Consider the following 21,185-nt stretch of genomic DNA (forward strand, 5'->3'; position numbering starts at 1 on the left):
CTTATTTGCATTGGATTTCTAGGTATAATCAGATCACTCGGATTATTTTATTCTATAGGAAAAGTTACTTTTCCACCCCTCACACACATATTCGCTTTAGGTGTTTTTATTACTTCATGCTTGTTTTTAGCTATAGCTGTATCCCATAATTTCAACCCTGTATCAAAACTTCTCAAAGCCTCTCTTGCAAGCTTTTCAATACTAATTTTGCTGCCTCTCCTGTTCTGCCTCATAATGACCGTCAGCCATGGATCATGGATGTTTCTTGGTACATTCTTACTATTCTGTGCTATATTTATTCTTCCAATGGCTTTGGTTCTTTTCTCAAACAAACTAACCTTTAGACGCTCTCACACAACCGCATAAAACCTACGTCTACAGACATGTATAGTAATAGGCAGCACGCCTCTTTCCCCTTGCCCTCCCCGCGCAATCCCCTTATCCCGCGCTCATGTCTAAAGCCCTTGAAATCGAGCCCAATAAGCGCCGTGTCTTTGCGATTATCTCTCACCCGGATGCAGGTAAAACTACGCTGACGGAAAACATGCTCTTGGCCTCTGGCGCTATTCACCAAGCAGGTAAGGTAGCGGCAAGGGGCGAAGCGCGGCGGACGCAATCAGACTGGATGAAGATTGAGCAAGAGCGCGGCATTTCGGTCTCTTCCTCCGTCATGACATTTGAACATAAAGAGCTTATCTTTAACCTGCTCGATACGCCGGGGCATGAGGATTTTTCCGAGGACACATACCGTACCCTCACCGCGGCCGATTGCGCGGTCATGGTGATTGACGCGGCCAAAGGTATTGAGCCGCAAACCCTAAAGCTTTTTGAGGTTTGCCGCCTCCGCGATATTCCCATCATCACCTTCGTCAATAAACTTGACCGTGAAGCGCGTGACACCTTTGAGATCATTGCCGAGATTGAAGATAAGCTCGCCCTTGATGTGGTTCCGATGCAATGGCCCGCCGCCTCGGGCCGACGCTTTCGCGGGGTGTCGGATTTACGCACAGGGCAGTTTTTAAAATTCGCCAAAGCCGACTCAGGCGACGCCCATGAATGGACGCCTATGGACGGTAACTCTATTGGCGCGCATTTTGACGATACTGACCTGCTCGAAGAATTTTCCGAAGAGCAAGAGCTCGCAAAGGAATATCCTGATTTCAATGTGCAGAGCTTTCGCGAAGGCCATATGACGCCTGTCTATTTCGGCTCGGCTTTGCGTAAATTTGGCGTGCTTGAGCTCATAAATGCCTTAGCGGAATTTGCGCCGGGGCCTCAGCCAGAAGCTTGTGTAAAAGCTGGCCAGAAAGCAGAAATGCTCCCGACCTCAAAAGAAGTCGCAGGGTTCGTGTTTAAGGTTCAAGCTAATATGGACCTAAATCACCGCGACCGCGTAGCGTTTCTGCGCCTCTGCTCCGGAGAATTTAAACGCGGCATGAAAATGAAAACGGCGGGCGGCAAAGCCATCACCGTCCATAACCCTGTCATGTTCTTCGCCCAAGACCGTGAGATTGCAGAAAATGCCTATGCGGGTGATGTTATTGGCATCCCTAATCACGGTGCTCTGCGCGTGGGCGATAGCTTGTCCGAGAGCGGCAAAGTCAAATTTGCGGGCATCCCAAACTTTGCCCCCGAAATCCTGCGCCGCGCCCGCCTCGCCGACCCGCTTAAAGCGAAGCATTTGCGCAAAGCGTTGGAGTCGCTGGCCGAGGAAGGCGTCACGCAATTGTTTAAACCGACGCTCGGCGCGGATATGATTGTCGGCGCGGTGGGCGCGCTGCAAATTGACGTGATGCGCGAGCGTATCAAAACCGAATATGGGCTTGAAGTGACCTTCGAGGTTCCGCCCTATCAAACCGCGCGGTGGCTCACCTCTGATGACCCAGCTATCTTGAAAGCTTTCATCGATAAATCCATGTCCACTACAGGCGTTGATGTCGATGATGACCCTGTATTTCTGGCCAAATCAGCTTGGGATGTCGGTTACGCGCAAGAAAAGAACCCCGAAATCCGCTTTTTGACCACAAAAGAGCGCCTCTAAGCTTAACAAAAGCTTAACTGGCCTATAGCTTGCTTGGAGTAGAGGACTATTCTTAGAAAGGCGCATTTAAGCTCATGATGGCACAGATACTTCCCGCATTGATAATGTTTACAATCACTGCAGCTGTGACAAGCCTTCTTTGCATGCCGATGCTAGGCTTTCCCATGAAGAATAAGCTCGTCAACTTTTATTGGTCAGGCGTGTGGATATTCCTCATGATGATTAGCGCTATAGCAGGCGCGATGAACACGCTCATTATTTTGGACGTCCCTGCCGAACAGGTCGCCAATATATATCTATCTATATTGACCGTATGTTTTGTGATCTTTGTTGTCTTTGGATGGTTTCGTCTCTCCGCAAAAGCCATCACTCACGTTATCATGCGCCTGATAGGCAAGATTAAGCCAGCGGTTTAAACCAAACTGTCTAACGCGCAGGTGGCCCCGCCAAAACGCCCAAGGAGCTCTGAGGGATGGGCTGTGTCGGACGCGCTTGTGACGTTGGGATAGGCGCATTTGGATCAAGCGGAGCTCCCATGAGAGGCCGCGGCGCTTGAACGTCATCATTTAAAGACCCGTATAGGCTTTGCTGTGCTTGCTCATAAGTCAATTGTGCTTGCTGCTGTGCGGCAGCTTGAACACGGCGGGCGCCATTTGAATGCGTCACAGGGTCATTAACAGATCCCCGTGGCATGGCGGTTTGTTGCGGAACTGGTGCCGTCCGGCGGGGCGCAGCAGCTTGCGGCCCTCCAGGCCCAATCGGAACACCAATAGGTGGACGGCCTTGCGTGGCTCCATCCAAATTATGATGGAAACGAGGACCCTGAGGGTATTGCGGCGCTTGAATACGGGGATCCCGCATCAAGCGTTGACCTTGCGGAGCTGCCTGGCGCGTCGCAATTTGCGGCTGGCCTAATCCGGGGCGTGACGCTTGTTGTGGCGCGCGCGGTTGAGTTTGGCGCGACTGAGGATAGCCTTGAGACGCGGTATGGCCCGTCGCTTGACGGTATTTATTTTGCTGTTCTGTCAAGCTCCCACTGGCGGCTGGGGTGCGCGCGACGGTTGGGCGCGTCTGAACTCGTTGCGGCACAGCTTCGCGAACAATGCGGCGACCGGAAGGTGTTTGCCCTACAGTTACTGTGCGGCTACGAGGTTGCGGCCTTGCTTGAGTTCCAACACGAATTGTATTTGTGTTACCTTTCAAAAGATTTGGGGCGGCAGATATGCCACCGGCTCCGCTAATGCTGATCGCGCTTTCAATTGGGCTGACAGATTTCGTGTTAAATTCGCAAACGCCGGGAGCGCGCGGATTTACTTTGACATAATTCCACCCCTTGCACTGAGCGTCTCCCGCGCAATGGCTTTCACAAACATCCGCGCCGGGTGCGACAACACTATGATAAGGTGAACCCGGACGATAAGTGCCCAGATCAGCGGCGAAAGCCGGTGCGGATAAAAGCGTGGTCAAAGCGAGGATGGATAAGAGGCGCATATAGGGCTCCGAGGTCAGAATCGATTCGTCTAACCTGGAACTTCACCTAGATGTGTTAGCGTTTCGTTAACCACGTTTAAAGGATTGCAGTTTCATCTTGCAATTCTGTATATTCAGCAGCCACTCGCATCGAAAACACCGCGTAAATAGCCGCGCCGCGCCATACCCGTTCTATAGGCTTTGCGAATATTATTCTCATGCTTCGTCGCGCCCGTCGCCGCGCGAACAATCCCGCGAAACGGGATAAAACTACGAACGCCGGCCTCGGCCACATCCAGACTGGCTTCCCGCCTTTTGCGTCGGCTGCGCTCTGTGTCACTTTCAAAGCGCTGACTATCTAAATCGCGCCCTAAAATATCATCGAAAACCAAAATTTCATTGAAGACCGCCTGACATGTCATCACAGGCAAAGGCTCATAAGGGCTTTTAATGGCTTTGAGTTTTTTGGGAATACGTTGCTTGCGAAGATTGATGTCACTGAGGGGCGATAACAGCACTTCACCGAAAGAGTTTCTATCGCCAACATTGTCTATTCCGCGCGCTTCGGGAGACATAGTTACATTTTGAACCGTTTCCGTGCTCGTTACTTTATCAATCGAAGATGCTGTGCCGCGCCCCACACCGACGACGGCTTTGCCTGTCGCCTCACCTGTCTTATATATGATTTTACCTGTTCCCGCCGCGACTTTTCCTGTTGTCTTAACAATCTTTGTCCCCGTCCTGACGGTGCTACAGGCCGTGAGCATTAGGGCAGCGGATATAAGCAAAGCCGTTTTCATAGCGCCACACTATCATAAAACATGACGAAAGTTAGGCGTTATAGCACCTTGGATTTTCCAGCTTCAATCATGGGCACTTGCAATGGAAAAAGGGTCTCGACCGTAACCTTTTTGCGGGCTTTGGAATATCGCGTTAGCTGATCATCAACGACGGCAACAAGTTTGCCATTTGGGGCCAATTGGTCAATCAACATAGCGGGTTCAGCTCTTAGGGCACATGTCAGGATGATACGATCAAAGGGTGCTTGTCCGCCCCATCCGTAACGTCCGTCGCCATGACGTATCACATGGTTCGTAATGCCGAGCGTTTTAAACCGCGCTTCTGCTTCGCGGATTAACTGCTTATAACGCTCAACAGAATAGACCCGCTTAACGATCTTTGACAGAATGGCAGTATGGTAGCCACTGCCGCAGCCTATTTCGAGTAACTTATGCTCAGGCGTAAGCTCTAGCATTTGCGTCATAAGCGCGATGGTCAAAGGCGGAGAAACTGTTTGTCCACATGAGGTTGGCAGGGATTGCTCATCATAAGCGGCCTCAAATAAGCTTTCACCCACGAAGTGTTTCCGCGGCGACAACTCCATAGCTTTCAGCACGGCATTATCTGAAATTCCACGCCCGCGCAGACGCATAATCATGTCTATCAGACCTGGGTCAATCATGATTAGTCGGCATCAAAGGCTTCCTGCAAAGCATTAAGTGTTTCGGTATGCGTTAAATCCGTATGGAGCGGCGTGACTGAGATATAACCATCATAAATGGCGCGAAGGTCTGTGCCGTGGGGCGGGTTTGATTTCGCTGCCCCATAGGTGAGCCAAAAATAATGGCCGCCGCGAGGGTGGGCCCGTTTATCTACGCCGCTCATTTGAAAATCGCGATGGCCTTGGCGGGTGATTTGAACACCTTTGACGCCGTCAACAGAAGTGTCGGGGAAGTTGATAGAGAGGATGCAGTTCTTTGGCCAGCCTTTTGAAATCAATGACTTTATAAAATCCGGCCCATGATGTTCTGCTGTGTCCCAAGGTAAGCTGTCCGCCCCTTGAAAACCTCTCGCGAGGGACAGTGCAATAGACGGCACGCCCATCTGCATACCCTGCAAGGCCCCGGCAATTGTACCGGAAAAAGTCACATCTTCGGCGAGGTTTTGCCCGCGGTTCACCCCCGATAAAATCAAGTCAGGTTTATCCTCTTGAAACAACTCCGTCATAGCGACGATAACGGAGTCGGTCGGTGTCCCCGTAACTGAATACACTTTATCCTCATGCTTTTTCAGCTTTACCGGATTGTGCAAAGACACACCGCGTGACGCTGCGGATTGCTCCGTATCCGGCGCACAGACCCAAACATCATCCGAGAGCTGCTCGGCAATGCGGCGAAGGACAGCTAAGCCCGTGGCGTGGATGCCATCGTCGTTTGTTAGGAGGATTCTCACGCAGAAATAACCTCAACGCCGCCCATATAGGGCACGAGCGCTTTCGGTACTGTGATAGAGCCATCCTCATTCTGATAATTCTCTAGCACCGCAACCAATGTCCGCCCCACTGCTAGACCAGAGCCATTAAGCGTATGCACAAAACGGTTATCTTTTTCTGCGAATTTATAGCGAGCATTCATGCGGCGAGCTTGGAAGTCTCCGCAATTGGAACAGCTTGAAATCTCGCGATATGTGTCTTGGCTCGGGAGCCACACTTCGATGTCAAAGGTTCGGCGTGCTCCGAAACCGAGGTCCCCTGTGCAAAGTTCAACCACGCGATAAGGCAGCTCCAAACGTTTTAGCACCTCTTCCGCGCAGCCGAGCATACGCTTATGCTCTGCCTCGCTATCTTCGGGTTTGACAATAGAGACAAGCTCGACCTTATTAAATTGATGCTGACGGATCATGCCCTTCGTATCACGCCCTGCACTCCCCGCTTCGCTGCGGAAACACGGTGTGTGTGCCGTCATGCGCATGGGGAGTGTGTCGGGATCGACTATGGATTCGCGCACAATGTTTGTGAGAGAGACTTCAGCTGTTGGGATTAAAAAGTATGCTTCGTTCGTTGGAGCCTCTGCATACGCTTTGTTGACTAAATCACGGATATTCAATTCTGGAGCTTGCTCAAATTTTTTGACAGGAACATCCAGAGATTCAAGAGCCTGATTACTCAGACGATTGCGATCTCCCTCGCTAGCACAAATATATAGATCTTCCATAAACTTAGGAAGTTGACCTGTGCCGTATAGCGCTTCTGGACGCACCATAAGAGGAGGCGTATGCTCCAGATACCCATGCTCCTCCGTCTGTAAATCAAGCATAAAGGCCGCAAGCGCTCTGTCGAGCCTACTCAGCTTCCCGCTCAGCACGACAAAGCGACTCCCGCTCATTTTCGCAGCCGTTTCAAAATCCATCATGCCAAGCGCTTCGCCTAAATCAGCGTGGTCTTTGGGTTCAAAGCCTAGCTTGGTTGGCTCGCCCCATGTGTGAAGCTCTACATTACTGTTTTCATCTTCGCCCTCAGGGACATCCGCAAACGGAATATTGGGCGTGGACTCCAGCAGGCTTTGTAGCTGAGCTTTCTCGCTATCCACCTGCGCCCCCATAGCGGCGATAACGTTTTTCGCGCCTGCAACTTCGGTCTTAAGGCGTTCGGCTTCGTCTTTATCGCCTTTGGCCATCGCCTGACCAATCATCTTAGAGCTTTTATTACGTGCGGCTTCAGCCTCTTGGACAACCTGCATCGCTTTACGAATCAACTTGTCTTGGTCGAGGATTTTCTTGGAGAGCGGCTCTAATCCCCGCTTCGCCCAAAGGGCATCATAGCTTTCAGGGTTTTCGCGTATGGCTTTGATGTCGTGCATGTCGGATGTGTCTTCTTAAACGAGGTTTATATCTCGCGCTCGCTATAGCGGCGGTGGTCAACAACGTAAAGCAAGCAGTTTTCATTTCGGCTTAATTACAACACCTACATGCATTTAAAATCCGTTATTCATATTCAATTCAGATAAAATCCTTAGGTGTCCCCCAATTATTTTAATCCTACGAAAGGGAATAACATGAAGAAGCATATGCTTTTAGCCGCAGCTTTTATGTTTGCTGCAACCGGAACAGCCCACGCTCAATTTAATGATATTTTAGACGGTTGGAGCGGCGAAGCCTCTCTCGCTGGTTCAAAAACGACTGGTAACACAGATACAACAGATATCGGGCTGGGCCTGAAACTTCAAAAAGAAGACGGCCCCTGGCGTCATAAGTTCAAAGCTCTTGCTGATCTTGGCAAAGCTGAGGGCCTGACGAATAAAAAGCGTTATAATCTCGGCTATCAAATAGACCGTGATTTTAATGACCGCTTATACGGTTACGCAAATGCTGATTATTTCAGCGATGATTTCGGCGCTTTCCAAGAAGGTTACTTCGTAGGCGGCGGTCTGGGTTACAAAGTAATTTTGCCTGAGCCTGTTAGCTGGAATGTAGAAGGCGGACTCGGCTACCGGATGCAAGAAGACCAAGGTGCATTAGGTGAAGAAAACGCCGAAATTGCAGGACGCGCATTCTCTGATTTTGATTATATCTTCAACGAGAATGTGTCTTTCTATAACGATACAGAAGTCATTTACTCCAAGAGTGATACATATATATGGAACGAAACAGGCATCACAGCGACGCTCGCCGGGAACTTGGCGGCACGCGCATCATTCCGTATCGACACGCATAGTGACGTTGCTCCGGGCCGTGAAAAAACAGACACAATCACACGCTTTGGCATTGTTTACACAATGAACTAGCCCTACGCTTAATGCATGTTGAGTCATCTTCTCCTCATGCGTCACGCAAAATCGTCTTGGTCAGACGGGTCACTGTCTGACCATCAACGCCCGCTCAATAAGCGGGGACAGAAAGCCGCTGAGGCGGTGGGCTTAGCTTTAACCGCCCGCGGATATGCGCCTGATATCATCTGGAGTTCAGACGCCGCTCGCACCCGCGAAACCGCCATGCGCCTTATCCGCGCTATCCCCGGTGCACAGACCGTAAATTACGATTCAAACTTTTATCATGCTGGCGTTGAAACCGTGCTGACTATTTGTGGCAAGCAAATTGAACCTGAGGGTAAGCTCATGTTGCTAGGGCATAATCCCGGATGGGCGGCATTACACGAATATTTTACAGGGCATTATCACGATTACCCCACGGGAGCTTGCACGGTTCTTTCGCGAAATATACAAAGCGAAGGCGACTGGCTAGACCCCAGTTCTTGGAGATTGGTTGATCTTATTTTGCCAAGAGAATTGGAATGAAAGCCAGCTTAATTGCCATGTGGCGCCTGTTTCACGCCCTCGCCTTTTATCCGATAATGATTGGAGTCTTTATCTGGCTTTATATTGATGGCGCAGATTGGATATGGGGTGCTTTCATCATCGCAGGGATTCTGATTTTCGATCCTATTTGGCGCATTATGGGCCGCAATATTCTGAACATGATTCAAAAAAAATAGCGCTCCGAATATTAAATTCGAAGCGCTTGAAGGTGTCCATTCTCAAAGGGGAAGAAAGATGGACCGTATTGCTTCCAGTAAAGGGACTATTTTGGAAGTAACACCCTATCTACGACGTGAACCGTACCATTGGATTTCATTATATCCGCTTTTTTTACGGACGCTAATCCGCCGCTCTCATCTTTGACATATAATGTGCCTCCGGCCAGCACAGCAGTCAGCGTATCACCACTCACGGTTTGCACATCCACTGTACCGCCATTTTTCTCAGCTAAGCCTATAATGTCTTTGGTGGACAGATTACCTGAGACGACATGTGCTTTGAGGATATCTTGTAATTGATGCTTATTTTTAGGCTGCAGCAAAGTCTCAACGGTTCCAGCAGGAAGCGCGTTAAAAGCGCTATTTAGCGGTGCAAAGACCGTGAAGGGCCCGGGACTTGATAAGGTCTCCACTAAATCAGCCGCCGTGACCGCCGCTACCAATGTGGAAAGGCTATCTGTTGCGACTGCCGCATCAACAATTGTGCTCTTCTCCATTTTATGAGCTCCGGCATAGACAATATTGCTTTGCGCCGAGGTGCTCAGAACTTGCGTCGCAGGAGCTGCAGTATATTGCGCCGCCTGTTGGGCTTTCTTCATATTGCAATCACCTGCACTGGCCGTGCTAGCAAAGGCCAATGCCGCTGTGGTTAGGGTGAGTGTTATTGTTCCGCGACTCGCGCGATTTTTGAGGGTTTTCATGGGTCTCTCCAAATTTAAGAGCCCCCGATTATGCGGGGATATAAAGGTTACGCACGCAGCCTGACGTTAGTTTGTAACCTTTCCAAAACGTAAGTTTTTCTCTTAATCCAAACTCAACATCGTATCTTCATCGCGCAGGCAATATAGCAGTAGCATAGCCGCAAGCGCGGGAAGCGCCGCTAAAAAGAGTTGGTTATACCCTTCAAGTCCTGGAATAAGATTAGGGATCGTCATCGCCGTCCCCACACCATGCAGAATAAGCACAAGCAGATAGCTGATTTTCTTCTTAAACCCGATAAGAAATGCCAAAAGCAAAGCCATCATCAGCACCCCCGTGATTGTGCTGCCAATTTCAGGCATGCTGAATTTATAATATTTATTCGAAATATTATCGATGACTTCAGGCTTGGTAAATCGCATGATCTGCCAAGGCAGCATGAACAAGAAAATGCTCAGCCGCGTTAAGAACAAAGGTAATTTTAAGGTATGTGCTGCCATGGTAGTCTCTCTCTTTCATTTGTGAAGCAGAGCTAGACTATCTCAAAAACACATACCCGTCACATTCATGTGAACTTTGGAGAAAATTTTAGGCGGTTTCGCCTTTTAGCCTGGCTTTAGCTTTATCCGCTCCGAGAAGTTTCAAAAGCTGACCCATTTCTGGACCGCGGTCGCGGCCAGTTAGGGCACGGCGCAAAGGCATGAAGAGCCCCTTGCCTTTGCGGCCTTGTTCGGCTTTTAACGTGGCTGTCCACTCACCCCATGTTTCATCTGAGATATTTTCAGGCAAGCAATTGGCCGCCGCTATGCAAAAGGCACGATCCTCGTCCTCAATCCGGCCGGGCATGGGCGAATAAAGAACTGTGGACCACCCCGCAGCGTCCGCAACTTTGCTGATATTTGCGCGGATGAGGTTCCAAAAATCTTTGCCGCCGCCCACATTTAAGCTCTCAAGGTGATCTTTCACATCATCATAGGGCATTTCGTGTAAGAGGCGGCCATTGAGCAGCAGCAATTCATCATCGCTGAAACGCGCAGGGGCGCGGCCAATTTTATCAAATGAGAACTCATCCTTGAGCGCCTCCATGGAGCTGCGGACTTCAATCGCATCCGATGTGCCGATTTTTGCGAGCAATGAACAAATTGCCAAAGGTTCGAAGCCCTGCTCCTTGAGCTCTTCCATAGAAAGCGAGCCGAGACGCTTAGACAGCGGCGAGCCATCTTTCCAAACCAATAGCGGCGTGTGAGCAAAGATAGGTAAGTGATCGGAGAGCGCCTGAAAAACTTCAATCTGTGCGCCAGAATTGGTCACATGATCTTCGCCGCGAATGACGTGAGTGATTTTTTCGTCAATATCATCGACCACGCTCGGCAGCGTATAAAGGAATGAACCATCGCCGCGTATCAGGACAGGATCAGAAAGCGAGCTAGTATCCACGCTTTGCTCACCGCGCACCATATCATTCCACTTCACGGTCTTGCCCGAAAGCTTAAAGCGCCAATGCGGTTTGCGGCCCTCCGACTCATAAGCTTTGATTTGTTCATCGGTAAGCTCAAGCGCCGCGCGGTTATAGACGGGCGGTTTGCCCTGCACGCGCTGTAATTTACGTTGGCGGTCAAGCTCTTCGCCTGTCTCGTAGCAAGGATAAAGACGACCCGCCTCACGCAGTTTCTTTGCGGCTTCTTCATAGGCGGGAAATTTATGCGACTGATTAAAGGTATGATCCCAATTCAGGCCAAGCCAACCAAGGTCTTCCTTGATACCCTCTTCATATTCATTGGTGCTACGTTCCAAATCCGTGTCGTCAATCCGCAGAATGAACTTGCCCCCGCGTTCACGCACAAAGAGCCAATTCATAAGCGCAGTACGCACATTCCCAACATGAAGACGCCCGGTCGGCGACGGGGCAAAACGGCAGATGACAGTCATCAATAAAACCTTCTTAAACTATTCGCGCGGTCTTAGGGGATTGTGATAATGAATGAAAGAGTAAAGCAATGCATAGCTGGGGAACTAATACAGCTCATAACTCCGAGAAAAGCGTAAAGTATTTTAATTTGTTAAACCTAAATGGGCCAAGCCCGTCCAAAATAATAAATTGGAATAACTCGGGGTCTTCAAACATAAAATTATCATAAGCTAATTCGCTCCAGATAATTTCGCCATTTTCCTCGTGGATTTTCGTTGTAATAGCACCGCAATAAGGGTCAACGCATTCCGGACATACGTATAGACCTACTCTCCCTTTCGACATCTCTCCCGGTGTTTTTAACATTAGACGGTCGCGAGCTTCCAATTCATACTCCGCGCCAACCCAACCTAAACAAGAAACGTAATCGTAGCTGCGAGAAACTAATTCAGAATAGAGTGAGACGCCCGACACTTCAAAATCCATAAACGATATTGCTCTTTGATTTGCGGGGGCAACGCGCTTTCTATCGGCACTTATCAGTTTGAGACTATCCATCATACCTCATCCCGATAGCCATTCGTAATCGGATAGCGCCTGTCTTTCCCGAAATTCTTTGTGCCGATCTTTACGCCCGGGGGGGCTTGGCGGCGTTTATATTCAGCTATGTAGAGCAGATGCTGTATGCGCTTTACGGTGGCAGGGCTGTGGCCTCGCGCGATGATGTCTTCTACAGGCAATTCCTGCTCAATCAGTCCAAAGAGGATATCGTCGAGCACGTCATATTCCGGCAGGCTGTCACTGTCTTTCTGATCATCGCGCAATTCGGCGGAAGGCGGCTTGGTGATAATGTTATCGGGAATAGGATAATCCCCGCCCAGCAAGTCTTCGGGATTATTCTTATTACGCCACTTACAGAGCTCAAAGAGCTCGGTCTTATAGATATCTTTGACGGGGTTATAGCCGCCGCACATATCGCCGTATAGCGTGGCATAACCCACCGCCATTTCGGATTTATTTCCTGTCGTCACCACCATTGGCCCGAACTTATTGGAAATCGCCATAAGGGTGAGCGCGCGGGTGCGGGACTGCATATTCTCCTCGGTCGTATCAAAGGGTAAGTCTTTGAACATTGGCGCAAGCATCTCTTGGAACGCATCAAAGGCGGGCTTAATCGCAATCACATCATAGCGGCACCCAATCCGCTCGGCGCAATCCTGCGCATCGCCCAAGCTCTCCCCCGCCGTATAGCGCGAGGGCATCATCACGCACCACACACGGTCGGGGCCGAGCGCATCGGCGGCAATAGCGGCGACAGCGGCACTATCCACTCCGCCCGACAGGCCAAGCACTATCTGCTTAAAGCGGTTCTTATTGACGTAATCGCCGAGGCCGAGACACATGGCTCGCCAATCGGCCTCATGCCCTGTCAGCTGTGTTTCTATCTTGGCATCCGCGCACACCCATGTTCCGTCGCGCTTTTCCCATGTCGCGCAATCATAATCCTCGACAAAGCTCTTAAGCGCTTGAACAATCGAGCCATCCGCCGCCATAGAAAAGGAAGAGCCATCAAAAACCAGCTCATCCTGCCCGCCAATCTGATTGACGTAAATCAGCGGCAAGCCCTCATTATGCACCTTCTCGCCCAGCGCCTCGACCCGCTCAGACAGCGCCGTGCGCCGCCAAGGCGACCCATTGGGCGAGATGAGAATTTCCGCCCCGTTATCGGCCAAATGGCTCGCCACGCCCGGCTGCCAAAGGTCCTCACAAATCGGCAGACCAATCGTAATGCCTTTAAACTCTATAGGCTCAGGGAGCGGGCCTTTGGTGAATATACGCGCCTCATCAAACACGCCGTAATTGGGTAGATGATGTTTAAGGCGCACATCGGTTATCTTACCATCGCGCATAAACAGCGCAGCATTGTAGAGCTTGCCCTCTTCAAGCCACGGCAAATTAAACACCACAGCAGGCCCATCTTTGGTGAGCTTCGCAAAGTCTTCCGCATGGACCTTACAATCCAAAACGGCAGACGGTTTAAGCACCAAATCCTCCGCCGGATAACCAATGACGAACTGTTCGGGCAGGACGAGAATGTCGGCACCGTCGGCTTTAGCACAAGCATAAGCTTCGCGGGCCTTGGCCATGTTAGAGCCAAGCGCCCCAACATGAGCGTTAAGTTGCGCGGAGGCGATTTTGAGAGTCGTTATTTGTTTCTGGGTCATGGGTTTGGTTTAGCGGGCTGTTGCACGGAGTGGCAAGCCTTTAGAAGACACGACATTAATTCATTCTTAGCTTTATTGCATATGCCTTAATATAGCCTTTGCCTGACTCATGCTTATTTAACTGCTCTCATATACACAGTCTTAAAAGTGAAGCGAATTGGGCACAAAATGACATCCTCGAAAACAAAGATACCTGATATGGATAGGTTAATTAAAACCGAAATCATACCACTTTTGGCACAATCAAAGCAGGAACCTTTGACGAAGGACGGAATACCGAAGCAGCTAAAATTACCTTTTTTTGCCGGATTTTCTCTCTTTATCGCCTCATTCGCTGGTTTAAAGATGGTCTTGCCAGACAATAATCTTGCTGAGGTTCTTAGTATTGTCGCCTTTCCCCTTCTGTTCCTAGCCAGTATTTTTATAACGGGATATCTCTTTAGAGCTCGCCTGGCCGACATATTTGTCAAAGGGAAACATAACTTCCTGCTTCGCACACAGGTGATGCATAGTTTATCAAAAGCCTTAGGGTTAGAATTTATCGCCGTACCAGGTGGGCCTGCATCCTCTTTGAAAAAGATAACGACTTGGTCAAAATGCCCACAAACGCTTAAGGATGTTTGCGCCGTTATGGAAGATCATAGTGGTCTGGGAGAAGCAAGCGAAATCATTAAAGCCTCCGGATTAGCTGTACCTAACACTGTTTTTATCGGATCGGACGAAACGAAAGAGCGCTATTTCAAACAAACTTTAAACGAGCAACAATTCGAGGACGGCTTTAAAGGCGTGCGCGGTAATATTTCTTTCGCCGCAGTAGAATGGAACGAAAACCATGATGGACGGATACATCATTTGCTTATTGCGCTTACATTGCCGACAAAACTAACGGGCCGCGTTGAATTTAAAAACAAGGCGGGCATATGGCCTATGACACCCCCTCACCGAAAGCATAATAAAGTCAAACTACTCTCACGACAATTTGCCAAAGCGTATAAGGTACGCGCCGATGATCAAATGGAAGCTCGGTTGATTTTCGACCCTGCTGTCATTGAACGCCTAACCGCCTATGCTGCCCAAGGCCCTGTGCGCGGCGTAGCCTTTGAAAATCATCTCGTGGTCGATCTGATCGGTGATAACCGCTTCGACATCATTGACATCATGACGGGTGCATGGAGTAATGAGAGCATAAAAAAAACGCTCAGTGATTTTGATGACATGCTTCGTTTCTTGGACGCGATTTCAACCGCCTTTTCGGTCAAAGGGCAACGGAGACTATCGGCCTAAGCCGAGTCAGGCTGATTATCACTCTTCCCCATAATAATCAGCAATGCTTCGGAACATATCCATATTTACGTTCATAGAATGACCATAGCCGTCTTGGGGATAGGCGAATTCCCTGTCAGCGGCGTTTTTGGCGATAACGATACCGCGGGCGGGATTGACGTAAATGTATTGTCCGTAAATTCCTGCGGCGGTATAATCGCCTTTATTAGGCCCTTCCTGCGGCATAGGTATCCACCATTGATAGCCATAGCCAACATCGCGGTCGCTCATGGTTGGGGCGGAATGAACCGTCGAAGCCGCGACCCACTCAGCGGGAACGACTTGAGTGCCTCCGAACTCACCATTTTGAAGGAACATTTGTCCAAACTTGGCATAGTCACGCGTGGTCAGATTAAGACCGCCCAACGCAAAGGCGACATTCTCACCATCGGTCATATAAACGGGCGCTCGCTCAAACCCCAGATGAGCAGAATAAGTCTCATTGAATAGCTCATGCAATGAGTTGCCCGACGCAGCACGTAGCACCATCGCCGCGATATGTGTATCAATTGAAACATATTGCCAACGTGTACCGGCCGGCACATCTTTGTCCGTCAAGCCAGCTGCATAGTCATCCATAGAGCCGCCAAGGCCCAAAATGCGGCCCATATCATTGATGTCGGATTTCGGATCCATATAGTCTTCATCAAAGGTAATGCCGCTCGCCATGTTCAGTACATTACGTATGGTCGCGCCCTCATAGGCGGAGCCTTTCAGCGCGGGGGCATAGTCCTCGACTTTGTCATCCAGCGATTTTATCGCGCCGGATTTTACAGCATTTCCATATAGCCCCGACATAAAAGATTTGGCTACCGACCAGCTTATGCGCAGATCGTCTTGGGCTGTACCTTTGGAATAACTCTCATGAACGATGTTGCCGTCTTTAAGAACAATAAGTGCGGTTGTGTCCAAATCTGCGAGGAGCTTTTCAAGGTCGCGCTCCTGCCCATTGACAAAAACTGTTTTGGGGAGCGCTTGCGCATCTTTCGGAAAGATAAATGGATTAGGAGATGCGGCCAAGTCTTGATGTAAAAAGGCGGCGTCCATATTGGAGAAATTATTGACGATCTTATCTTCGTCAAACAAGGTATTTACAGTTTTCAGGCGCTGGATGTTTTCCCAATTAAGCGCCATGAAAGCGCCTCCAAACAAAATTGCGCCAAGCGCAACCGCGCCGATTATACGTCGTTTTCCCATGATATCTCCCCATCAATCGCAAGCGCCAGTTTCAGCGCATTATATCCATCTTGTGCTGTCACAGGAACAGGGGTGCCGTCAAGGATAGCCGATATGAACGCTTCACTCGCAGCGCCTAAACTGTCCTTGGCGGAAGGGTCGCTACCAAATTCAGCGTTTAAATCAAATGGTGTTGTATGGCTGAGGGTCTTTGCGTTGAAATCAATATGCACCTCCCCGCTTGGATATGTGATATCCATCGTGCGCGAGAAATCATCCTCCAAACGGCTGGCTGTTAGTAATGCCGAACCCTGCGCATATTTAAGCTCGCCTTGGCTAAAATCTGGAAATTGCGATTTCTCTATGCGCGTTTGTCCTTTTACTTGCTGCGGCAGCCCCCCCATCAACATCACAACAAGATCAAGGTCATGCGTCATGAGATCAAGCGAGACAGAAACATCCGTGCCGCGCTCGGAATATTTACTCATTCGGCGGGACATTATTCGGGTCGGATTTTCAGGCAGCGTGTTCAACCCAATCGCTTTTGCCACAAAACGCTCTTGATGCCCGACCTGCACAAAAAGGTCTTTCTCTGTAGCAAGCTCAACTATTCTCGCGGCATCTTTCAATTTCGAGGCCACAGGCTTCTCTATCAAGCAATGCTTTCCAAACTCCAGCGCTGTTATTGCCATAGTTCCATGCGTATCCGCAGGAGATGCCACAACCACAGCCTCACATTTATCAAGCATGGCTTTATAATTATCGAAGGCTTGCACACCATGTTTGGCAGCTTGGCTTTTGGCGCGTCCAATATCTGGATCAAAGATACCTATAAATTCCGCATGTGAATTTTCCGCACATTTATTTGCGTGATACCCCCCGAAAACACCGGCGCCGATAACAGCTACTTTCACCTTATTCTTCATGCGCCTATAAACCCCGCAGAGGCCATGTAGCGCAAGATAAAAGCGCAACTAGACAGACTGATTCTTCAGTGAGACGGACCGAATAAGTTAATTTGGATCCCTTTATGTAGCTCAGAACACCCCAAAATCGCCCAAAACCCCCATAAAACCGCGGTTTTTAATGACTCATTAACTAAATTAACTAGGGTAGTATTAACGATTCCATCGCTGTGATGGAATCACCATCTATTAGGGAGACCAGGATGAACAAGAAAGAACTCATTGGCGCACTGGCTGATCATTGCGGAACAACACAAGCACAAGCAGGAGAGTTCGTGAACGCCTTCTGTGAAATCGTCACAAATGAAATGAAAAAGGGTGATAAGTCTACTGTTGCCCTCCCCGGGTTTGGTCAATTTATCGCCAAACATCGCGCCTCACGTGAGATGCGTAATCCGGCAACAGGCCAGATGATGATGAGCAAAGCCAAGACCTCTGCTACGTTCAAACCATCGGCAGGTCTTAAAGACCTATAGACTAATCTATTTGGCAGGACCTACCTGCCTCAAGATAAAACCGTTATGGATATTTCCATGACGGTTTTTTTATGATTTAAATAGGCGGGAGGCATCGTTCATGACAGATGAAAATATATTTCTTGAAGAGGCTCGTCTTTCTGAAGACCTTTCAATTGACCATCCTCTCGGCCGTGATGAATTTTTATATGACCTTATTGGTATAAACATAATGGGCTTAAAAAGCCTTATTGTCCTGATTAAAACGCCCGCCATTTATTTTAAAGCCGCCCTATCTCCAAATTGGGAAGGTAAATACTGGCCCTCAATGCGCATGTGGTTTGGCCTCATGACAATCATGATTGGCCTTCAATTTATCTGGGCGAGCGAAAGTAGCGAAATGACAGCAATGTTTCGTATGTTGGCTGGTTCATTATCAGATGGCGTTATCACAGGAGCAGAGAGGAAGGGAGATATTATAGATATGAGCGGTTTTGACCGTGTGGAAGCTGGTAAACAGATGTTCAAAAACTATATCTTTATCTATCCGTTTTTCTTTGTTCTTTTTATGTGTTTGCTCGGATTTATTTTCCGTGGATGGGAACAGAAACTCCCCTTCATTGCGCGCGTTAGATATATTTTTGCGATTATAGTGCCAGGATCAATCATAGGGCTACTCACGACTTTCATGATGCTTCCCTTTAAAGGACAAGCCTATCAAATAGCGTCATTTGTCGCGATGGCCCTCATTTTTCTTAGCTACTGCGTGACAGCTTACAGAGGGGCTTACGCCAATTCGGAGACAGGCACGCGTATTGGTATGTCGATTGTTATCGGGCTTCTCATTTTTATAGCGCTCTTTATTGCGCAGTTCGTCTCAATGATGTTGGCGCTCATTCCGATCGGCGGAGAGGTCGTTGATATGATAAGAACGCAGACGTGAAACCTCTAACTCGCGAGTCTGGCCGCCTCCTCTTTGCGGTAGCTTCCCAACTCTTCTGCAATTAAGAATGCAAGCTCCAAAGCTTGATCTGCATTTAGGCGCGGGTCGCAATGGGTGTGATAGCGTGAGGATAAATCCTCTTCCCTGACAGCTCTCGCGGAACCACCAAGGCACTCCGTAACATTCTGACCCGTCATCTCGAAATGCACACCGCCTGGCCAACAGCCTTCGCTATGCAGAACTTGCATGAAGCTTTTGACTTCAGACAGGATATTATCGACCGGACGTGTTTTATAGCCAGTAGACGTTTTAATGGTGTTACCGTGCATCGGGTCGCAGGACCAAACGACGTGACGTCCTGAGGTCTTCACAGCACGCGCGAGACTCGGCAAGCCTTTGGCAACTTTGTCATGGCCGTAACGCGCGATGAGCGTGATTTTCCCGGCTTCATTTTCAGGGTTCAGCTTATCTATAAGCTGTAATAACTCATCCGACTCCAGTCCTTCACCGATTTTCATTGCGATTGGGTTCTCAATGCCGCGCATAAATTCAACGTGGGCATGATCAAGCTGGCGTGTTCGGTTCCCGATCCAGAGCATATGCGCAGACGTGTCATACCAGCGCCCTGTTGTACTATCGATGCGGGTCATAGCTTCTTCATATCCGAGAAGCAGCCCTTCATGACTTGTATAATAATCTGTTGCCGCCATTTGAGGCGTGCTTTCGGGCGTAACGCCGCAAGCTTCCATGAAATCCATCGCATCAGATATTTTATCACAAAGCGCCTTATACCGCGCCGTCTGTTCAGACTGCCCCGCAAAGCCAAGTGTCCATTTATGAATATTCCGCAGATTCGCATAACCACCCGTAGAAAAGGCTCTCAGCAGGTTAAGCGTTGATGCGGACTGACCATAGGCTTTCAGCAGACGCTTAGGGTTAGGGATGCGGGACTTTTCGTCAAAATCCATACCGTTAATATTATCCCCGCGATAGCTAGGTAGAGTAATGCCATCGCGCACTTCGACGGGTGAACTGCGCGGCTTCCCAAATTGTCCTGCAATACGCCCGACTTTAACAACCGGCTGTCCGGCGCCATAAGTCAGCACAACAGCCATTTGCATCATAACACGAAACATGTCGCGAAGATTATCAGGATGAAACTCTTTAAAGCTCTCAGCGCAATCGCCGCCTTGCAGCAAGAAAGCCTTCCCCATCGACACATCCGCCAAACGCGCCTTGAGGCGCCGGGCTTCTCCAGCAAAGACAAGCGGCGGATAGCCCTTCAGCGTATTTTCAACCTCAGCTAATTTATCCATATCGGGGTAATCATCCGGTATGTGCTTTGCCGGTAATGCGCGCCAGCTTGAAGGTGTCCATTTCGTCATCGTCTTACCCGTGTCTTATACGTCAGAATAACAGCCTTAATAGGCATAAATCGTGTTTCAGCCGCGGCTTATAACAAGGTTATTCCGCCCTGCCTAGAAATGCTTTCGTGAAAAGGTAAAAAATTGCGCCTATTGACCGCGCATTTGATTTAGGGTCTGGCGATATTCCCAGCGCTGAATTTCGGCCATTGTTCGGGATATTCGAAACTCAATATTTTGCAGGGCAACTTCACGCCCCCCCGGCCGATTACCGTCTCCGACTAAATCTTCGGCATTTTCGCAAAGTTGCGCAAGCTTTGTTGCCCCAACAGCCAGCGCTGTGCCGCGCAAAGAATGAGTCACAGAAGCCCATGTCTCATCATCGGCGTCCACAATCAACGCCCGCCCCCACATCTCAACTTGATGCTTAAACAAGCCAAAGACTTCTGCCGTAAGACTTTTATCGCCTCCAACATATTGATTTAAATGATTAAAATCTATTTCTGGGTCTGAATCATGTGCACTCATAAGGCTTCCTTAAAGGATTAATCAAAGATGAACAGAGTTTTCAGCATTAGCTCAGCGCGCCTTTGCTAACCCTGAGAGTGTCGCTAACCAAAAGGAGGTCCCTATGACCAGACATTTAACAAAGATATTGTTGGCGGCTAGTGCTTTGACTGTGCTCGCCGTTGCTCCCGCCGCCTCTGCTGCGCCGGCTGTTGACACAAAGCTTCACAGTTCAAAATCCAAACTGACCAAGGTTGCAGATCGCGGAGATCGCAGTGACCGCAACCGCGGAAATCGAAGCGATCGCAATCGCGGGGATCGTTCACGCGGTGACCGTAGCCGCCGTCATGATACTCGTAGCGACCGACATCGCGGTCACAGCTCCGACAGAGGCTATCGCAATCGTGACAGGCATTATCGGAACCGGGACAGATCATACCGTCATGACTTTCGCCGCCGCGACTATTACCGTCCGGCTCGCCGTCACTCTACGAGACGTAGCTTTCGAAACCGCGGTTATTACACGCCTTACCGCTCGAACCTTGGTATTAGTTTTCATTTCGGCACACCTGGTTACAGTTCTTATCGCTGGGCGCCGGCAGCTTACAGCTTCTACCGCCCGACTTACGGCTCATATGGTTACTATCAACGCCGTACCACGTGCCGCCGCATTAATGTCGAAGGATGGCATCACGGTCACCGCGAACTCGTGAGCGTTAAGCAATGCTCAAATCCTTGGGATGGGACATATATTGTACAGGGTTCAGAACGGGTCGTTAGCTGCCGTTGGTAGGTTA

The 21,185-nt window shown here is 49.4% G+C and carries 24 protein-coding genes; 9 read left to right on the forward strand and 15 right to left on the reverse strand.

The features are described from left to right. Positions 1-47 precede the first annotated feature (47 nt). Positions 48-332 carry a hypothetical protein gene (locus F569_RS0102375; protein WP_026940884.1) on the reverse strand — a complete coding sequence of 95 codons (285 nt, stop codon included), beginning with the start codon at positions 330-332 and terminating at the stop codon, positions 48-50. 119 nt (positions 333-451) lie between these two features. Here F569_RS0102375 and F569_RS0102380 point away from each other — a divergent pair, with 119 nt between their 5' ends. After that, complete coding sequence (locus tag F569_RS0102380) at positions 452-2,041, forward strand: peptide chain release factor 3 (RefSeq protein WP_026940885.1); 1,590 nt, start codon at positions 452-454, stop codon at positions 2,039-2,041. A gap of 74 nt (positions 2,042-2,115) precedes the next feature. Further along, positions 2,116-2,457 (forward strand): hypothetical protein, encoded by a 342-nt coding sequence (locus F569_RS0102385; RefSeq protein WP_026940886.1) that lies wholly within the window; start codon positions 2,116-2,118, stop codon positions 2,455-2,457. A gap of 10 nt (positions 2,458-2,467) precedes the next feature. Here F569_RS0102385 and F569_RS0102390 read toward each other — a convergent pair whose 3' ends face one another. The 5 genes from F569_RS0102390 to serS all read right to left on the reverse strand — a co-directional run bounded on the left by F569_RS0102390 (position 2,468) and on the right by serS (position 7,149). After that, entirely contained in the window at positions 2,468-3,532 is a 1,065-nt protein-coding gene (locus F569_RS0102390; protein ID WP_026940887.1) for a polyadenylate binding domain-containing protein, read from the reverse strand. Positions 3,533-3,645: 113 nt separating this feature from the next. After that, complete coding sequence (locus F569_RS18650; RefSeq protein ID WP_051279135.1) at positions 3,646-4,311, reverse strand: hypothetical protein; 666 nt, start codon at positions 4,309-4,311, stop codon at positions 3,646-3,648. 38 nt (positions 4,312-4,349) lie between these two features. Further along, complete coding sequence (locus F569_RS0102400; RefSeq protein WP_034387104.1) at positions 4,350-4,973, reverse strand: protein-L-isoaspartate(D-aspartate) O-methyltransferase; 624 nt, start codon at positions 4,971-4,973, stop codon at positions 4,350-4,352. Between the two features lie 2 nt (positions 4,974-4,975). Next, the gene (gene surE, locus F569_RS0102405) at positions 4,976-5,743 is read right to left on the reverse strand and encodes a 5'/3'-nucleotidase SurE (RefSeq protein WP_026940889.1); all 768 of its coding nucleotides are present in this window, start codon (positions 5,741-5,743) and stop codon (positions 4,976-4,978) included. Then, complete coding sequence (gene serS, locus F569_RS20000; protein WP_026940890.1) at positions 5,740-7,149, reverse strand: serine--tRNA ligase; 1,410 nt, start codon at positions 7,147-7,149, stop codon at positions 5,740-5,742. Before serS ends, surE begins: the two co-directional genes overlap by 4 nt. Before the next feature lie 195 nt (positions 7,150-7,344). On the opposite strand from serS, the gene F569_RS0102415 reads away from it, so the two are divergent. Genes F569_RS0102415 through F569_RS0102425 form a run of 3 tightly spaced genes read left to right on the forward strand, consistent with a single transcriptional unit; the run spans position 7,345 to position 8,780 of the window. Continuing rightward, a complete protein-coding gene (locus tag F569_RS0102415) occupies positions 7,345-8,073 on the forward strand; it encodes a DUF481 domain-containing protein (RefSeq protein WP_051279136.1) in 729 nt (242 codons plus the stop codon). Positions 8,074-8,088: 15 nt separating this feature from the next. After that, entirely contained in the window at positions 8,089-8,583 is a 495-nt protein-coding gene (locus F569_RS0102420) for a SixA phosphatase family protein (RefSeq protein ID WP_026940892.1), read from the forward strand. Beyond that, positions 8,580-8,780, forward strand: a complete 201-nt coding sequence (locus F569_RS0102425; protein WP_026940893.1) for a hypothetical protein — start codon at positions 8,580-8,582, stop codon at positions 8,778-8,780. The genes F569_RS0102420 and F569_RS0102425 overlap by 4 nt, the downstream gene beginning before the upstream one ends. An 86-nt stretch (positions 8,781-8,866) precedes the next feature. Here F569_RS0102425 and F569_RS0102430 read toward each other — a convergent pair whose 3' ends face one another. From F569_RS0102430 to F569_RS0102450, 5 genes are all read right to left on the reverse strand, one after another. After that, positions 8,867-9,523 carry a fasciclin domain-containing protein gene (locus F569_RS0102430; protein ID WP_233353571.1) on the reverse strand — a complete coding sequence of 219 codons (657 nt, stop codon included), beginning with the start codon at positions 9,521-9,523 and terminating at the stop codon, positions 8,867-8,869. A gap of 102 nt (positions 9,524-9,625) precedes the next feature. Then, on the reverse strand, positions 9,626-10,021 hold the full coding sequence (locus F569_RS0102435; protein ID WP_026940895.1) for a hypothetical protein: 396 nt from the start codon (positions 10,019-10,021) through the stop codon (positions 9,626-9,628). A gap of 88 nt (positions 10,022-10,109) precedes the next feature. Further along, positions 10,110-11,450 carry a glutamate--tRNA ligase gene (gene gltX / locus F569_RS0102440; protein ID WP_026940896.1) on the reverse strand — a complete coding sequence of 447 codons (1,341 nt, stop codon included), beginning with the start codon at positions 11,448-11,450 and terminating at the stop codon, positions 10,110-10,112. 94 nt (positions 11,451-11,544) lie between these two features. Then, complete coding sequence (locus F569_RS18655; protein ID WP_051279138.1) at positions 11,545-11,991, reverse strand: hypothetical protein; 447 nt, start codon at positions 11,989-11,991, stop codon at positions 11,545-11,547. Continuing rightward, complete coding sequence (locus F569_RS0102450; protein ID WP_026940897.1) at positions 11,988-13,655, reverse strand: NAD+ synthase; 1,668 nt, start codon at positions 13,653-13,655, stop codon at positions 11,988-11,990. Before F569_RS0102450 ends, F569_RS18655 begins: the two co-directional genes overlap by 4 nt. Before the next feature lie 168 nt (positions 13,656-13,823). On the opposite strand from F569_RS0102450, the gene F569_RS0102455 reads away from it, so the two are divergent. Further along, positions 13,824-14,939 carry a DUF3137 domain-containing protein gene (locus F569_RS0102455; RefSeq protein WP_026940898.1) on the forward strand — a complete coding sequence of 372 codons (1,116 nt, stop codon included), beginning with the start codon at positions 13,824-13,826 and terminating at the stop codon, positions 14,937-14,939. Positions 14,940-14,957: 18 nt separating this feature from the next. Here the strand turns inward: F569_RS0102455 and F569_RS0102460 are convergent, their stop codons facing one another. Then, a complete protein-coding gene (locus F569_RS0102460) occupies positions 14,958-16,175 on the reverse strand; it encodes a serine hydrolase domain-containing protein (RefSeq protein ID WP_026940899.1) in 1,218 nt (405 codons plus the stop codon). After that, complete coding sequence (locus F569_RS0102465; protein ID WP_233353572.1) at positions 16,157-17,068, reverse strand: Gfo/Idh/MocA family protein; 912 nt, start codon at positions 17,066-17,068, stop codon at positions 16,157-16,159. The genes F569_RS0102460 and F569_RS0102465 overlap by 19 nt, the downstream gene beginning before the upstream one ends. Positions 17,069-17,322: 254 nt before the next feature. Here F569_RS0102465 and F569_RS0102470 point away from each other — a divergent pair, with 254 nt between their 5' ends. Beyond that, positions 17,323-17,595 carry an HU family DNA-binding protein gene (locus F569_RS0102470; protein ID WP_026940901.1) on the forward strand — a complete coding sequence of 91 codons (273 nt, stop codon included), beginning with the start codon at positions 17,323-17,325 and terminating at the stop codon, positions 17,593-17,595. A 100-nt stretch (positions 17,596-17,695) separates the two neighbouring features. After that, entirely contained in the window at positions 17,696-18,517 is an 822-nt protein-coding gene (locus F569_RS0102475) for a hypothetical protein (RefSeq protein ID WP_026940902.1), read from the forward strand. Positions 18,518-18,522: 5 nt separating this feature from the next. Here F569_RS0102475 and F569_RS0102480 read toward each other — a convergent pair whose 3' ends face one another. Together F569_RS0102480 and F569_RS16105 are read right to left on the reverse strand one after the other, a co-directional pair. Then, positions 18,523-19,902: a class II 3-deoxy-7-phosphoheptulonate synthase gene (locus F569_RS0102480; RefSeq protein ID WP_026940903.1), complete on the reverse strand. Its 1,380-nt coding sequence runs from the start codon at positions 19,900-19,902 to the stop codon at positions 18,523-18,525. 129 nt (positions 19,903-20,031) lie between these two features. Then, positions 20,032-20,409, reverse strand: a complete 378-nt coding sequence (locus tag F569_RS16105; protein WP_034387107.1) for an Hpt domain-containing protein — start codon at positions 20,407-20,409, stop codon at positions 20,032-20,034. A gap of 103 nt (positions 20,410-20,512) precedes the next feature. On the opposite strand from F569_RS16105, the gene F569_RS0102495 reads away from it, so the two are divergent. Beyond that, the gene (locus F569_RS0102495) at positions 20,513-21,181 is read left to right on the forward strand and encodes a hypothetical protein (RefSeq protein ID WP_154813612.1); all 669 of its coding nucleotides are present in this window, start codon (positions 20,513-20,515) and stop codon (positions 21,179-21,181) included. Positions 21,182-21,185: the final 4 nt, after the last annotated feature.

This window comes from Hellea balneolensis DSM 19091 (genome assembly GCF_000428525.1).
Taxonomy (GTDB): Bacteria; Pseudomonadota; Alphaproteobacteria; order Caulobacterales; family Maricaulaceae; genus Hellea; species Hellea balneolensis.